General features: G+C 55.8%; 11 protein-coding genes. 9 read left to right on the top strand and 2 right to left on the bottom strand.

Going from position 1 to position 15,826, the window contains the following annotated elements:
- Positions 1-134: 134 nt before the first annotated feature.
- Both Pla52o_RS12020 and Pla52o_RS12015 read left to right on the top strand, forming a co-directional pair.
- Positions 135-1,313 carry a sigma-70 family RNA polymerase sigma factor gene (locus Pla52o_RS12020; protein WP_231612280.1) on the top strand — a complete coding sequence of 393 codons (1,179 nt, stop codon included), beginning with the start codon at positions 135-137 and terminating at the stop codon, positions 1,311-1,313.
- A 385-nt stretch (positions 1,314-1,698) separates the two neighbouring features.
- Positions 1,699-3,099: a TIGR01777 family oxidoreductase gene (locus Pla52o_RS12015; RefSeq protein WP_146594866.1), complete on the top strand. Its 1,401-nt coding sequence runs from the start codon at positions 1,699-1,701 to the stop codon at positions 3,097-3,099.
- Positions 3,100-3,260: 161 nt separating this feature from the next.
- Here Pla52o_RS12015 and surE read toward each other — a convergent pair whose 3' ends face one another.
- On the bottom strand, positions 3,261-3,968 hold the full coding sequence (gene surE, locus Pla52o_RS12010; protein ID WP_146594865.1) for a 5'/3'-nucleotidase SurE: 708 nt from the start codon (positions 3,966-3,968) through the stop codon (positions 3,261-3,263).
- A 145-nt stretch (positions 3,969-4,113) separates the two neighbouring features.
- Positions 4,114-5,199 (bottom strand): DegT/DnrJ/EryC1/StrS family aminotransferase, encoded by a 1,086-nt coding sequence (locus tag Pla52o_RS12005; RefSeq protein WP_146594864.1) that lies wholly within the window; start codon positions 5,197-5,199, stop codon positions 4,114-4,116.
- Positions 5,200-5,472: 273 nt separating this feature from the next.
- Between Pla52o_RS12005 and yajC the strand changes: the two genes are divergently transcribed.
- The 7 genes from yajC to Pla52o_RS11970 all read left to right on the top strand — a co-directional run bounded on the left by yajC (position 5,473) and on the right by Pla52o_RS11970 (position 15,590).
- Entirely contained in the window at positions 5,473-5,913 is a 441-nt protein-coding gene (gene yajC / locus Pla52o_RS12000; protein ID WP_197169192.1) for a preprotein translocase subunit YajC, read from the top strand.
- Positions 5,914-5,993: 80 nt separating this feature from the next.
- The gene (gene secD, locus Pla52o_RS11995; protein ID WP_146594862.1) at positions 5,994-9,272 is read left to right on the top strand and encodes a protein translocase subunit SecD; all 3,279 of its coding nucleotides are present in this window, start codon (positions 5,994-5,996) and stop codon (positions 9,270-9,272) included.
- A 178-nt stretch (positions 9,273-9,450) separates the two neighbouring features.
- The gene (locus Pla52o_RS11990) at positions 9,451-11,658 is read left to right on the top strand and encodes a M28 family peptidase (protein ID WP_146594861.1); all 2,208 of its coding nucleotides are present in this window, start codon (positions 9,451-9,453) and stop codon (positions 11,656-11,658) included.
- Positions 11,659-11,897: 239 nt separating this feature from the next.
- Positions 11,898-12,536 carry an OmpH family outer membrane protein gene (locus Pla52o_RS11985; protein ID WP_231612278.1) on the top strand — a complete coding sequence of 213 codons (639 nt, stop codon included), beginning with the start codon at positions 11,898-11,900 and terminating at the stop codon, positions 12,534-12,536.
- 190 nt (positions 12,537-12,726) lie between these two features.
- Complete coding sequence (gene lpxC / locus Pla52o_RS11980) at positions 12,727-13,623, top strand: UDP-3-O-acyl-N-acetylglucosamine deacetylase (RefSeq protein ID WP_146594860.1); 897 nt, start codon at positions 12,727-12,729, stop codon at positions 13,621-13,623.
- Positions 13,624-13,686: 63 nt separating this feature from the next.
- On the top strand, positions 13,687-14,496 hold the full coding sequence (gene lpxA, locus Pla52o_RS11975) for an acyl-ACP--UDP-N-acetylglucosamine O-acyltransferase (protein ID WP_146594859.1): 810 nt from the start codon (positions 13,687-13,689) through the stop codon (positions 14,494-14,496).
- On the top strand, positions 14,493-15,590 hold the full coding sequence (locus tag Pla52o_RS11970; RefSeq protein ID WP_146594858.1) for a Gfo/Idh/MocA family protein: 1,098 nt from the start codon (positions 14,493-14,495) through the stop codon (positions 15,588-15,590). The genes lpxA and Pla52o_RS11970 overlap by 4 nt, the downstream gene beginning before the upstream one ends.
- The last annotated feature ends 236 nt before the right edge of the window (positions 15,591-15,826 follow it).

Here is a 15,826-nt window from a genome sequence, read left to right as displayed (position 1 = left end):
AATGGTTGAACGATTTGGTTGTAAAAAACGTTCATGTCGTGCTTTTGTTTGGCCCGCGCTTTGCCCTGTTCCTTTGGGGGGGGCTGGCGCCGTCGAGGCTCGCTGGCACGCATTCTTCAACCTAAGAGAAACTGATGACCATCGTAATTTCAGGCTCGACGAATCGACCCAGTGAAGCCCATTTGCCCCTTCAAGCGACCGCCGATCGTTCAGCCGCCGATCGTTCAGCCGCCAAACGCTTGGACGATAAAGCGCGGCTCCGCAAAGGTGCTCCCTCGCTGTCGACGTCCCGCACGCCACCGGAGCCGACCTGGGGGCCCGCTCGAGCGGGCAGTTGGATCCGGATGGCGGAGTTGACCGCTGCGTTATCCAGCATCGAGCCGTATTGGGTTGATTTTGAAACGATGGAAAAGGACGAGCTTGTGCGGCGAACCAAAGCCCGGCTGCGCCAACCCATTGAGTTCATCACGAACCCGGATTTTGACAAAGCGGAGATCGGAGCCGTCATCTTTTCATCGCCCCTGGAACTGGTGGCTCCTCAGCCAAAGTCGGTCGTGAGAAGTGTTTCCGAAAGTGGCTCGGGTTTGCCAATTCAACTTGGCCGCTTGTGTGAAGCAACGCTCTTGAAGCCGGAGCAAGAGGTGATGCTGTTCCAAAGGATGAACTTTTTGCTGCATCAAGCGGCGGTCCATTGCCGCATGTTGAACCCCAAGCGTCCGTCTCGAGTCCGGTTGGCGTTGGTGGATCGCTTGATCGCATTGGCGCATTGGCATCGGGATCGCATTGTTGAGGCGAATTTGCGGCTTGTCTTTTCGATCGTGAAAAAGTTTGCCAACGTCAACAACGCATTCGACGAGTTGTTAAGTGATGGCATTGTCGCCTTGATGCGCGCGGTGGAAAAGTTTGACTATGACCGCGGATTTCGTTTTAGCACCTACGCCACGCAAGTGGTCCGCCGAAACGCTTACCGCACGGTGGTGCATCGTCAAGAAGAGCGTCAGAAGGTGCTGGGGGGATTGCAGAGTATGAACCTCGAGATCAGTGACGAGGGGGCCGAATCATCGCTTAGTGAATCTCGTTGGCACGAACTCCGTCGCCATCTTGCGGAGATGCTCGACCAGCTTGATCGTCGCGAAAAATTAATCATTCGCGCTCGCTTCTCGTTGGGGCCGCATCGCAAGGTCCGTACTCTTCAAGGGTTGGCCGATCGATTGGGGATCAGCAAAGAACGAGTCCGGCAGCTTGAAAGTCGAGCGATGGACAAGCTGCGTTTGATGGCGGACGATGTCGCCTTTGCGGAATTAGACGCCTAAGCCCCAGAGCGGGCCACGTTTCGCGACGTGACGCGTTCGTTTTGGAGCTGCGTTTTTGTCATTGTTTTAATCACATCCTCACTCCAAGTGTCAGTGAGGGACCGAGTCAGCGACGATTGTCTCTCGTTGACGCTTCGTGTTAGGAAAAACTCGCTACGGTAAGGCTTGTCTCACGAGTTGCGAATCATCGCCGCAAGCTCCCGTTGTTGCGGGACCCGCAGCTAACGCCATTCAGTTAAATTGGCGGAAAGACTCCTGGCGATGCGACTAACGGAGGAGCGGAGACAGGTGAAACGGCAAAGGCCAACCGCCGATGGGTCGGCTCTCCATTTCTTAGGAGACCGATCGTCAGCATGCCGCTCACGAAGAAAATGGAAAGCGATCTATGAGCCAAAAACATCGGTATCAAGTCACGACCCCGCTTGCCGTCACTGTGGAAGACGCGTTTGCGTACCACCAACGCCGCGGAGCACTGCAGCGATTGATTCCGCCTTGGGAATCGGTGGCCATTGAATCGAGCGATGACAGTCTGAGCGTTGGCAGTCGTGTGGTTTTGACCGCGAAGATTGCCGGGCTGCCGCTGCGTTGGGTAGCAGAGCACACCGAGTACGACCCGCCCCATCGGTTTGCGGATACCCAAGTCTCCGGTCCCTTCGCAAGCTGGGATCATCAGCACGAATTTCGCAACCTCGATCCGACGGCGTCCGGCAACCTTTCCTCGCTGACCGACACGGTCGAATATCAATTGCCCGCCGGGGCGCTCGGCAATGGGGTTGGAAATGCGATGGCGCGAAAGAAATTGGAGTCGATGTTCGCGTATCGTCATCGCATCACGTCTGATGATTTGCAATTGATGAGTCGCTATCGGTCAAGCCATTTGCAAGTTGCCATTTCCGGTTCGAGCGGATTGGTGGGCTCGCATCTCGACAATTTGTTGACGTTGCTCGGTCACCAGACCGTTCCCATTGTTCGGTCCCCAGGCGATCCCCGAGCGATTGCGGCCTGGGATAGCCCATCCGAAGTTGAGAAATTCAATCATGTGGACGTGGTCGTGCATTTGGCGGGCAAATCGATCGCGGGCAGTCGTTGGAGCGATAAAGTTAAGCAAGAAATTCGTGACAGTCGCGTGATCAAGACCCGCCAGCTTTGCGAATCGCTCGCCAAGCTGGAGCAAAAACCGAAGGTGTTGATTTGTGCGTCGGCGACGGGCATCTATGGGGATCGCGGCGACGAGGTGCTCAGCGAAAGTTCCACCGACGGCGATACGTTCCTCGCTGGGGTCGGGGCCGAGTGGGAAGCCGCTTGCCAACCCGCAGTCGATGCCGGGATTCGCGTGGTCCATGCTAGGTTTGGCTTGATCCTTTCGGCGGCGGGGGGCGCGTTGGAGCAAATGCTGTTGCCTGCGAAGTGCTTGGGGGGAAAGCTCGGCAGCGGGAAACAGTGGTGGAGCTGGATTGCATTGGATGACGTGCTGGGGGCAATCTACCACTGTATTTGTCGCGACGAGGTCTCAGGCCCCGTGAACTTCGTGTCGCCTGATCCGATCACGAATGCTGGGTTCGCGAAAACACTTGGGCAAGTGTTGAATCGTCCGGCGATGTTCCCCGCACCGGCCTTCGCGTTGCGTTTGGCGCTCGGGGAAATGGCCGATGCATTGTTGTTGTCGAGCGCGCGGGTCGTTCCCGAAGTCCTCAAACAGTCAGGTTACTCGTTCCGCTTTGTCGAGCTCGACGCAGCCCTACGCTACTCGCTCGGGTTCGAACGGTTGCGTTCCGAGACGGAGTGATCCATGGATCGCGTCGTGCAGCACCGCTGAATCGAGGGAGCTTAGCGTTGATCCGTCGCTAGAATCATTTGACAAATGAGGTCGGATTCAAGCCGTAGCTGCGTTCGCCAAAACGTGGATCACCGCCTGGTGACGGTAGCGATATTAGGCGTAAAAATACGCTAGTGGGGCGTGATTTCGGAAATGGTAATGGCGCCTGCAAAGCATTGTTCGATATCGAGTCCTGGTTTTCGGGGTCGCGCATGGAAGTCGCTTTCGAAGTGAATTTCCGATTCGCGATGAAATGCCTTGCGCACCATCGGTTCCCAGTCGACGTCGCACCACACTCGAGCGGGTTGATCGGTCGCCGGATCGATCGCCGGTAGGTTGACATTCCACAGCAGCGGAGCGGCGTTGCTGCGTCCTATCCTTTGCACAAATTCACAAATCGTGCTGTGTGTCCAACGCGGCACGTGGTCCCACGTTGCGGGGACATCGGGACGGCGGTAATGCGAAAGGGCCAACGCAGGCACTCCTGAGATGGCGGCTTCTCGCGCCGCCGCATAGGTGCCGCTGACGTGCAAGTCGACTCCAAGGTTAGCGCCTGCGTTGACCCCCGAGATCACCGCGTCGACCCCCTGGGCGAGCACGCCCAGTCCGGCGCGGACGCAATCCACCGGCGTTCCGTCGGTTTGGAACCATTGGGGACGTACCGCTTTGACCGCTAATGGGCGGCCCGTTGTCACGCTGTGCCCGCATTCGCTTCGTCCGCGATCAGGCGCAACCACAATCAATTCGATGCCATCCCCCATCGCATGCTGTACCGACTTGACCAGTGCCGCCAAACCGGGGGCGTCGATGCCGTCGTCGTTGGTGATCAATATCTTCATGGCTTCCCTTGAGTTGCGAGTTTTTTCTCGGCGCCGTAGCGGGGCGAGGGGTTTGATGGGGGGGGTGGTCAAAACCTCAAGCGTAAGCGAGGGAGCATCACTCTTGGCTCCGTCTCTCGCTTACGCGTCGGGTTATGAAAATGCTCTAGCGGCCGCAACCACGACTGCTTTCGAGCAGCAATTCGCAAAGCTCGCCGACGTCCGCTTCATCGATCAAGAGTGCGCGATGATCGAGCACACAGATTTGATCCGCCAACATTTGGGCTCGATCAAGCGGAACAGGCTTGCGGCAACGGCGGTCGCTCAGGCGTGACATTGCTCGGAAACTCTTGCCGAGCGGGAGATCGTGTTGCGTCGCGGCGGCCACCATCGCGTCGCGAATTGCCACCGATTCGGTCTGGAGGGCTAATTTGTAGTACGCGGGGTCGACGGCAATGTTCGTCTCGCAAATGCATTGCAAGGACGCGTCGCGTTTCTCGAGCTGCTGCTGAATTTGTTTGGCGATGCGATTGCGATGCTCGTTGTCGGTTTGTAACCGGGCGATTTGGGGGACCAGCACGCTGGCTTGTAACGCGCTCAGCGGAAAGGCGTCGCTGGGGCGGTCGAGTAAACCTCCCAGCCGAGCGGCCAGTCGGTTGTCGGTGGCGAGAATTGCTCCGCCGTTGCCTGACGACAGCGGCTTGCTGCCTCCGAAGCTGAGCGTTGCCAAGTGCCCAAACGTTCCTGCCGCCCGTCCGTCGATCGTCATTCCAGGCGATTGGCAAACATCTTCGATCAATACCCAGTCGTTTGCATCGCATAGGTCGCGTAGTGCCCCGATGTCGCAAGCCCGGCCATAAAGATGGGATGCGATGACGGCGCGAACCTGTTTACTTGACGCCTTGGTAACCGACTCGAGATCGGGACCAAAATTGCTCGGCGCTACGTCGACCAGTACGGGCTTGGCTCCGATCAATTCGACACAACGCAGATTTCCAGGGTAGTCGAGTGCACAAAGGATCACCTCGTCCCCATCGCCCACTCCGGCGACCCGTAGCGACAATTCGATCGCTGCGGTCCCGCTGCAGCAAAGGCGGACGTGCTCGATCTCGAATTTTTTTTGCAAGCTCGCTAGCAAGGTTGCCTTGGATTGGCTTTCGTAGCGTCCCCAATCGCCGTTTTGCATGCATTGCATCAAAGCAGTGGCGATTTCGGGGGTCTGGGGGGGCCAAGGGGGAATGGCAAGTGGCATTTGAGCTAAATGGGACGGAGGGGAGGCCGATGACGTCGCGGATCTTTACTGTCAGGGGGTTTGGAACGCCAAATTGGCAAACTTAGTGAGCTCGTAGAGCTCACTAAGTCGGTGTTCATGACGCAATAACCGCTGTGCTGGGCTTGTGACGTTTTTTTCGCTTCCATATCATGCCGCATTCGTTGACCCAACCCTAGTGGAGGCTGCGCGGCCCTGCTGCTGCTTTTTTCAGTAGGGTTACATGATACCGCTGAATGCGTAAAGGACGAGTTTTTGTTCGCTGAAATCTACCTCGGTATTGCTTGCCAATCCCTCGATTCGATTGTTTCGACAATCAGCATTTTGGCGCAGGAGGCTCCTGCGGCAGAAGAATTGACATGGTTTCAGCAGCTATTTAACAATCCTTTTTTGCCTTTTGTGATTCTATTTTTCCTCGCATTCCAGATCTTTATTGCTCCGGAACGTCGCCGAAAGGCAGAGGAAGCGAAGATGTTGTCCACGTTAAAGAAGAACGATCGCGTCGTGACAGCGGGGGGGATTCATGGGACGGTCGTTTCGACATCGTCTGAGACCAACACCCTGATGTTGCGGATTGACGACAACAATAACACTCGAATCAAAGTCAATTACACCGCAATTGCTCGTGTGACCGACGCCAGTAAAGAGAAGAAAGAATCGAATCCCAAGGATTCTGATTCCAAAACGAAGAGCTAACTCCTAATTTACTTCTGCGGTAGCTCATGATGCGCTACTCGCACGACTGACGAATCCCTCCTTCGATTCAGAAACTTACGATGGACTGCAATTTCTTTTCCCAATCGTTTTTCGATTCCTTCGTGATGCCGCTTGCTCAAGCGGATGGGCTCACCGAGCCAGTTCAGGAAGGGATTTCAATCGATCAGTATGTGTGGCTTGTTGCCGCCCTTGCTGTGTTGATTGTCCCATTCATCCTTGGTGGGTGGTTGGCGAAGATGTTGAAGATGCCCAACTATTCCACTCGCTTGGGATTGGTGTTGTTGGCTGTCATTGCCAGCGCGACCGTCTTGATCAACAAGCGTCCTACTCGCGGTGTTGATCTCCAAGGGGGGACGATCTTGGTTTACGAGATCGACCAGAGCAAAAATATCGGTGAAGACGTCAACACAGGGCAACGCATCACATCGGATGATTTGGTCGAGCCACTCGCACGCCGAATCAATCCTAGCGGTACCCAGGAAATCGTGATTCGACCGTACGGTGAAAGCCAGATCGAAATCATCGTGCCGGCGAAGTCGAGTGAAGCGGACGGCGACGGAGGAGGCAGTGGCGTCGATGAACTCGATCGTATCAAACGACGCGTCGAAGAAGCTGGGATTTTGCGTTTTGCGATTCTTGCCAATCGACTCGACCACCAACGCATCATTGACTTGGCGAAGGAGCAATCGGAGTCTGACAGCCAAAGCGAGCGGACCAGCAGTGTCGTGCTCGATGTCAACGGCAAGATCGTTGGCCGTTGGGTGCGAGTCGACCAAGAAAAGGTTGAAAAGAACGGGGTTCGCCCATTGCGAGTCAATGTCGGCAACGCCATCGTTCGCAATCCGGAAACCGGGCAATTTATCGATCTGCCGGCAAGCGTGCAGGGCGAAAACGGTGAAACGAAAACCGTCTTGTGGATGAAGCAACAGAATCTGGATGACATCGAAACCTTGATGATTGTCGACCCTGATCTCGACATCAAAGGGGACGATTTGGCGTTTGCCGCTAGCACTTTCGACCAACACGGTGCTCCAGCAGTCGCGTTTAACTTGACCGACAAAGGCTCGGGACGTTTTTACACGTTGACGGCGAATAACGCCCCCGTGGGAACGATGCAGCGACAATTGGGAATCGTCCTGGATGACGATTTGTTGTCAGCGCCGAATATCCTGCAGCCAATTAGCAAAGAGGGACGCATCACCGGTAGCTTTACCAAAGAGGAAGTCCAAGAGCTCGTAGCGGTACTCAAGGCAGGCCAGTTGCCGGCGGCATTGACGCCACAACCGATCGCGGAAAATCAAATTGACCCCACCCTTGGGAAAGACACGATCAACAAGGGGTTCTTTGCGATCGGTTTGTCGTTGAGCCTCGTGTTGGTGTTCATCCTGTTCTATTACCGATTCGCCGGTGTGGTCGCCTGTACCGCCCTGGTTTTGAACCTGGCGATGATCTTGGGCACCATGGTCCTGATCAATCAACCGTTGACGCTGCCCGGGCTCGCGGGGCTTGTGTTAACCGTCGGTATGTCCGTCGACGCGAACGTGTTGATTTTTGAACGGATTCGCGAGGAATTGAAAAAGGGCGCAGCGACGCGGATGGCGATTCGCAACGGTTTCGCAAAAGCGACCGTCACAATCGTCGATGCGAACTTGACCACCTTGATCACTGCGATCGTGTTGTACGCGATCGGAACCGACCAGATTCGTGGATTCGCGGTCACCTTGATCCTCGGGATCTTGTTTTCGATGTTCACCGCGATCTACATGTCGCGAACCTTCTTTGACATCGCCGAACGCCAAGGCTTCTTGACCCTTAGCATGTCGGATGGCGTCAACTCGTTACGCAGCATGTTTTCGAACGGTGACAACTTTGATTTCATGGGCAAGGGAAAGATCGCCTTTCTCGTTTCCACGCTGCTTGTCGTGACTGGAATTGGGTCGCTCTTTGCTCGTGGCCAGGGAATCTTTGATATCGACTTCGCGGGGGGCTCCTCGGTTCAATTCCGAGTCGACCAGCCAACCGAAACCGATACGATCCGCGACATTGTCGGCGCGGTGATGGTGGGCGAAGACGGCAAGCCGATTCAGTTCACGGTCAACGGCGTCACGATGGACTCCAGCCCGAACGGAACGGTCTACAAAGTCGACTCGTCCTACGAAAAAGTCGACCAGTTGAAAGAAGCCATCTCCGCAGCGTTTGCCAAGGAAGATACCGTCAACCTTGTCACTTACAAAATCGATATCGCTGCGGACGATGCAAAAGCTCCAGTGGATCCGAAAGCATCTTCGCTGAATTTGCGAGGAAGTGAGCGGCTCGATAATGGGACCATGTTGGCTCTGTTTTATCCTCAAGATGAAGCGGCAACCGATGTCGTCGCGGACACGGCGGCCGAGGCAGCTCCGGAGACCGAGGCCGCTCCGGAGACCTCAGCGAACACGCCTGCGATTTCGAATCGTCCTTCGCTCGTGTTTAGCACGCGGTTGGTCAAGCTCGGTATCGAAGGCGAAGATGGTGGTGCGGGCATCAATGCTCCCACCCTTGTCGAGACACTGCTCAATGCCGCCAAGGCGGTTAATGTGCCGCTCAACGAGCGAGCCATTGAACTGCTTCCCATTGGCGAAGGTTCGGATAAGTGGAACATGAAGTCATCGTTATCGTTCAGCGATTGGACGGTGAAATTGCCACTTGAATCAGAGCAAGCCGATGCCGTGATGGAGCAAATCAAGCAGAATCTTGGCAGCAAACCGGTTTGGATTAGCAGTAGCAGCGTGGGTGGCCAAGTTGCCGGTGACATGATCGGTCGTGCATTCGGAGCGTTGTTTGGCAGCTTGTTGTGCATCATCGGGTACATTTGGTTCCGCTTCCAACGCGTGATGTACGGTCTCGCTGCGGTTGTCGCGTTGCTTCACGACGTGATTGTCACGCTCGGTGCGATCGCGATCAGCTATTGGTTGGCTGACGTGTTTGGCTTCCTGTTGATCGATCCGTTCAAGATCAGCTTGACCGTGGTGGCGGCGCTGTTGACGATCATTGGTTATTCACTCAACGATACGATCGTCGTGTTTGACCGGATTCGGGAAACGAAGGGGAAATCAACTCACTTGACCAGCGAAATGGTTAACACCAGTATCAACCAAACGCTCAGCCGTACCTTGTTGACTTCGTTGACGACGTTGATTGTGGTCGTGCTGCTTTACGCGGTCGGGGGAGCGGGGATCCATGCGTTTGCCTTCGCATTGGTCGTCGGCGTCTTGGTGGGAACCTATAGTTCGATCTTTGTCGCCAGCCCTGTTTTGTTGTGGTTGATTCAGCGAAACGAAAAGGTCAAAACCGCGTAAGACCCTCCATGGGCGAATTCCTTGCGGCGGACGCCCTTGTCCGCCGCGGTTCGAATCAGTGACAACGGATGTCGAGGTGCTTTCGCCGAGGAGAGTGTGGGGTCGCTAACATGCCCCCAACGCATCAATCGAGTGCCTCAAACGCGATTCAGATCGTCATGACAACCGGAGTCCAGTGATGCGCATCATCGGAGTGATTTGTCTTCTGCTTGCACTCGCGGGCGCTTCGGCGGCCCCGCTAACAGCGGAGCAGCCTGCGGCACTCCGCTCTCGCTCGAGTTTGCAAACCCAGCTTCGCAAAGATGTGGAGTACCTTGCGAGTGAAACGATGCTGGGACGCGGCGTCGATAATGCCGCCATTCATCAGGCAGCGGATTACATCGCCAAGCGGTTGGCCGAAGCTGGGGTGAAAACCGAGTTGTTCGGTGGCACCCCGTTTCAAACGCTGGAGGTGCCGGTGGGGGCGAGGGTCGGTGCCGCTGCGAAGAACTTTGTGCGGATCCATCGAGCGGCGAGCGAGATTTCCGGTGCCCCGGCCACCGATGACGGTCAGTCTGGGGAGGCTGATTCTGGGGATGCTAATTCTGGGGCGGCTAATTCGGAGGAGCAAGCAAATTCGGCTGCGTCGAATTCATTCCGGATTGATGAGTCGCTCTCGTCGGGCATGAGCCCGATGTCCATCGGCAAGACCGCCGGGGCGGCCCAAGGGGCTCTCGTGTTTGTGGGCTACGGGATCACCGCACCGGAACTGGACTACGATGACTACGATGGTATCGACGTCCAGGGGCACGTTGTGGCGGTGCTTCGCAAGGAGCCTGGGATGGGCGATCCCGCCAGCCGGTTTGAGGGCACTAAGACATCTTCACACGCGTTCTTCCAAACGAAGATCGAAAACGCGATCAAGCATGGCGCAGCAGCCGTGATTCTGATCAATGACCCGGGAAGTATCGAAGCGAGCGTTGCGACAGCCGAGAAGAGGCTCGCGTCGGAACTGTCCCGACGCGAAGCCGTCGAGCGACAACTCGAGGAGTTGCCCGTCGAAGCGGATAAGATCCGCGAGTCGTTGCGGAATCGAATTGCGGGGATCGATACGATCGTCCAAGGGCTTCGCAGCGATGTCCGCCAGAAACGACGTGGCGTGTTACAGATCGACGAAGCGGGACGGGCGCTCCCCGTCACTCAAGGGGGAACGGCTGTTTCCGATCTCGACGAGGCGTCTGCGGAGGATCCGCCGACGATCATGAAAACGGTACCGGTCGTCTCGCTTGCTCGTGACGCATTCGATTCCGTGTTGCAGCATGCGACGGGACGAAGTTTGGGGGAGATCGAGACGATGATCGATCGCACCTATCGCCCCCAAAGCATGATGCTAGCCGATACCGTGGTCGAGCTGAGTGTGGAACTACAACCCTCCAATGCTAGCACTTCCAATGTGATTGGCGAACTGGCTGGGCGTGGCGTGCTGGCCCACGAGACCATCGTGGTGGGGGCCCATTACGATCATGTTGGGATGGGGGGCTACGGTTCGCTGGCTCCAGGAACGGTCGCGGTTCACAACGGTGCCGACGACAACGCAAGCGGGACGTCGGCAATGCTTTCGACCGCATCGATGCTCGTCGAGCGACTTGGCGGGATGGAATCTCACCGCCGAGTGGTTTTTATTGGTTTTACTGCGGAGGAACGCGGGCTGCTTGGTAGCAAGTATTACGTGCGTCATCCTCGTTTTGCGTTGGATTCGACGGTGGCGATGATCAACTTGGATATGGTGGGTCGGCTGCGGGATAATGAATTAACGGTTTATGGAACCGGTACGGGGGAGGGGTTAGAGCAGATCGTAGACGACTTGAATCGCAATTACCGTTTTGATTTATGGAAGATCCCAACGGGGTATGGGCCGAGTGATCATCAATCGTTTTACGAGGTTGGGATCCCGGTGTTGTTTTTCTTTACGGGGCTTCATAACGATTATCATCGTCCAAGTGATGATTCCGAGAAAATCGATTACGGTGGTCTAACCCGAATAACCGATATGGTTTGTGATGTCGCGTTTGAGTTGGCGACACGCGAAGTGCGTCCGAGATATGCCGCAACCGAGAAGCATGTGCAGATTCGCCGTCAATTAACGGCGTTTATGGGCGTGACTCTTCAAGATCAAGCGGATCACGTGGTTATTTCAGGGCTTGCTTCGGGTGGACCCGCGGAGCGATCCGGTTTGCTAGCAGGCGATCGATTAGATCGTTTGGATAAGAAATCGGTGCGAACGGCTGTCGACGTGTTGGATTTGTTGCGAGATCGTTCCCCGGGCGATTCACTCAGCGTTTTTCTGACCCGCGACGGGCAACCGTTTGAGTTCAAGCTCCGCTTGGATGTTCGACCCGGCGGATAGGTGGGTCGGCGCGGCAAGAATAAGTAAAGTTTTTTTTTCGGTGAAGGTGAGAAGCGTGTTGATTAGTCTTTACGGCGATCGATGCGGTTGGCACAATTCCGAACGAGTCAGTACTGCAAGTCGCGGTTCTGATAGTATCGGCACAGATGTCTCAGCGCTGGCGATGGACGCCACGTAAACGAGTGTTTGCATTTGTGTCGAGTCAAGATCTGCGCACCCATAACGCAAGGAGAGCGGACGTGCGATTTAACTGTGTAGCGGCCATTCTAGTGGCCATCCTTACCATGACAGCCGTCGTCCCTAGTGTCGCTACGGCCCAGGAAGCATCCGCATCAAGCGGTCACCGCGTTGCCGTGGTCGACGTGGCATTCATCTTCAAGAATCACCCCGGCATCAAAGCTCAAGTGGAGCGAGTCGAAGGCGATTTGAAGAGTTACGACGCTCAACTTCAGGGCAAGCGTGAAGAGCTAAAGCAAGCGGCCGAACGACTGAAAACGTTCAAGGTTGGCACCCCTGATTATACCGCTCAAGAAGAGCAAGTTGCATCGATGGAATCGAAGCTTCGCTTGGACATGGCGCGTAAGCGTAAAGAGCTTGCCGATGCCGAAGCACGAATCTATTTCGAGAACTATCAACGCATTGCATCGGGCGTTCAATTCTTGGCTCAACACTACAAGATCAACATGGTCCTTCGTTACAACAGCGAAGAGATGGATCTTGAAAAGGGTGATTCGGTCATCCGTGGCGTGATGAAGAACATTGTTTATCACGACGATGCACTGGACATGACCAAGGGCGTGATGCAGTACTTGGACAAAGCGATGCAAGAAGACATTGCCAAGCGTGGCGGAGCTGCTGGCCAGCCCGTTAATCGCTAGTTGAGTGACGCTTGGTCAACCTTGATTGGGCGACCATCATAAACCGCTCCGTGGCTCCTGAAATGAATCAGTAGCCGCGGCGTTGGGGATTCTCGCAGCATCGAGTTCGCAACGAACATGCATGCCGCGATTTTTTACAAACAAGGCTCTCACAGGATGTGAGAGTGGGTACGGCAGGGGAGGCCGAAGCGTGACACCATCACGCAACGAACATACAATCGCGGTTTCGTGTGAGGTCCGTGGCCGAGGCTACTGGAGCGGTCGAGACGTGCGTGTTGTCATGAATCCAGCACCGGTAGGTACTGGCATTCGCTTGGTACGAAGCGATTTGCCATCCGCACCGTCGTGCCTCGCTTCGGTCGCGAATCGACATGATGCCAATCTTCGCACGATCCTCCAAGACGGTGCCGCTCGGTTCGAAATGGTCGAGCATTTGATGGCGGCAATGGTCGGACTCGAGATCGATAATTGCCTCGTTGAAATCGACGCCGAGGAATTGCCAGGGCTCGATGGCAGCGCCGCTGCCTTTGTCGAATCCTTGCGAACCGCAGGGCTGATTATCCAATCGCAACCCAAACGTCGCTTGACGGTGCGTGAGCGCATCTATGTGAACTCGCAAACCGGATGGATCGAGGCGACCCCACCGATAGATGGACACACTTCGTATGAGTATCGCTTGAGTTTCGATGGGCCTTCGCCGATCCTTGACCAAGCCTACGCTCTGCGGATGTCCCCTCATCGTTTTATTCGCGACGTTGCTCCAGCTCGAACCTTTGTTACCGAGTCGCAGGCCGGCCTGCTTCGTGAACAAGGGGTTGCGTCTCACGTCACGAACCAAGACTTGTTAGTGATCGGCGATCACGGCCCGATTGAGAATTCATTGCGTTTTGCTGATGAGTGTGCACGGCACAAGGTCCTCGATTTGATCGGTGACCTTGCCCTGGCCAACGTTGAACTCGTCGGCACCTTTGTTTCCTATCGCGGTGGACACAACCTAAACGGCCGGATGGCTCAGCAACTCGCTGAACTGGCGGCTTCGCAGATTCCCCTAACCCAAATGACGCAATCGCATCACAAAGCTGCTTAGCCACAGGAGTTTAGTTGTCATGCGATTTTGTTATCACAACCAAGAGATGTTTGGAGCCGAAACATGAGTACCCAGATTGCTCAGACCGCGGTGGTTGATCCACGTGCCAAGTTAGGGACGAACGTACGTATCGGGCACTTTTGTGTGATCGGTCCGGATGTCAGCATTGGTGATGATACACTGCTCGAAGACCATGTCGTGCTGTCGGGGGTGACCTCACTCGGTGAAGAGAACCATTTGTTCCCAGGCTGTGTGATCGGTGCGGAACCGCAAGACACCAGCTACAAGGGCACGCCGACGGAGGTTCAGATCGGTGACGGCAACGTGTTCCGCGAGTACTGCACCGTCAACCGCGCCACCGAGAAAGAAGATGGCGTCACGCGGGTCGGTCACAATAATTATCTGATGGCACACACTCACATCGCTCACGATTGCAAGGTCGGGGACCGCAATGTGATGGCCAACAATGTGATGATCGGTGGCCACGCCCACATCGGGAATGACATCACGATTGCCGGAGGTGTGGGGATCGTGCACTTCGCATCCGTTGGAAATCTTAGCTTCATCAGCGCGATGGCGCGGGTACTTCATGACGTCCCCCCCTACATCATCGTGGACGGTCAGCCCGCCAAACCTCGCGCCGTCAACACGATCGGATTGAAGCGACACGGATTTCCAAAAGAGGACATCGAAGTCCTTACCAAGGCATATAAACTTATTTATCGGTCCTACGTGGGACTCGATGCAGCCAAGGAGCAGTTGTTATCGACAGGGCCCATTCGCCCCGTGCTACGAGAGCTGTTCAATTTCATGGATACAACGGTCAGCGGCCAAAAGGGCCGTGGTCGCGACCGAAGGAGAAAAGCAGCGTGAGTCGGTTACGAATCGCAGTCATCGGTGCAGGTCATCTCGGACGCATCCACGCAAAATTGTTGCAACAAGTCGACGGAGTCGAGTTGGTGGCCGTCACCGATCCGTTTGAGCAAGCGCGGGTCAATGCAAAGGCAATGTTCGGCGTGCCGACCTTTGCGGACTATCGGCAATGCATTGGCACGATCGACGCTGCTATCGTGGCCGCGCCGACCGATTTGCACGGGGAAATCGCAACCGAACTGCTTACCGCAGGGAAGCATGCTTTTGTTGAAAAACCCTTGGCTGCCAATGGTCCCGATGCACAACGGCTCGCGAATCTGGCCAAAAGCCGCCATCTGACTCTGCAGGTCGGGCATGTCGAACGCTTTAACCCTGCCTTCGCTGCACTCGGTGACTTGGCCGTCGACGCTAAGTACATCGAAGCGGTTCGCGCCTCCCACTTCCCAGGACGCTGTCTCGATGTTGGCGTCGTGATGGATTTGATGATTCACGACTTGGATTTGGTGTTGTCGCTCACCCACTCGCCGATTCGCTCGATTTCGGCGAGCGGCATGTCGGTGATTAGTAGTCACGAAGACATTGCCGAGACGCGGATTGAATTTGAATGCGGACTGATTGCCAATCTCAAGGCATCTCGTCTCAGTCCCACCCCGGCGCGGCAGATGCAGATCTTTGGCGCCAACGGGTTTGCGGACATTGATTTCGGAAAACCCTCGTTAACCTCCGTTTGCCCAAGCGAAGCGGTTGTCCAGCGTCGTTTTGATCTCGACAGCGAGGTAGAGAACCCATTGGGGTGTGCGGACCAAATTTTCAGTGAATCGTTGAAATGCGTCACGAAAGAGCTTGAGCCACGAAATGCCATTCTCGACGAACTTCACGACTTTGTGATCAGCATCCAAACGGGAGTCGAGCCGGCCGTCGATGGCCAAGCTGGAGCACGCGTCGTGGGGGTTGCCGATCAGATTCTTGAGTCGATCAAAACGCGGCGTTGGTATCTCGATTCAACGACGACCGAGACGGGGCCCCATGCGATGGTTCGCCAGCGGATTGAATCGCGAAATCGTGCGGCGAACCCAGGCAAACGGGCTGCCTAATTCGCGACTTCTTGCTTCGCGTTCCCTGCTCAGCCGAACCGCGTCCCTGTTCGCTCACAGGGATCGGGGTCTTCTCGATCCGCTTCCTTCCCGCGGTAACCCCCGGGAAGCGGTAGGTTACGAAAGGCGAACGGCAATCCGCTCCTCCGAAGTTTCGCGAGCGTGATCGATGCGGGCCAGTCGTTGATTCGGGCCAGTCGGCAATCGCGGGCCAATCCAATATCGGGGGGGGATTG

Source organism: Novipirellula galeiformis (genome assembly GCF_007860095.1).
GTDB lineage: Bacteria > Planctomycetota > Planctomycetia > Pirellulales > Pirellulaceae > Novipirellula > Novipirellula galeiformis.
Note: the sequence above shows the minus strand (reverse complement) of the source record. Positions and strands in the feature narration are given on the sequence as shown.

Coding starts and splice junctions, on each gene's coding strand:
- Pla52o_RS12020 (WP_231612280.1), top strand. CDS start 135: ATGACCATCGTAATTTCAGGCTCGACGAATCGACCCAGTGAAGCCCAT.
- Pla52o_RS12015 (WP_146594866.1), top strand. CDS start 1,699: ATGAGCCAAAAACATCGGTATCAAGTCACGACCCCGCTTGCCGTCACT.
- surE (WP_146594865.1), bottom strand. CDS start 3,968: ATGAAGATATTGATCACCAACGACGACGGCATCGACGCCCCCGGTTTG.
- Pla52o_RS12005 (WP_146594864.1), bottom strand. CDS start 5,199: ATGCCACTTGCCATTCCCCCTTGGCCCCCCCAGACCCCCGAAATCGCC.
- secD (WP_146594862.1), top strand. CDS start 5,994: ATGGACTGCAATTTCTTTTCCCAATCGTTTTTCGATTCCTTCGTGATG.
- Pla52o_RS11990 (WP_146594861.1), top strand. CDS start 9,451: ATGCGCATCATCGGAGTGATTTGTCTTCTGCTTGCACTCGCGGGCGCT.
- lpxA (WP_146594859.1), top strand. CDS start 13,687: ATGAGTACCCAGATTGCTCAGACCGCGGTGGTTGATCCACGTGCCAAG.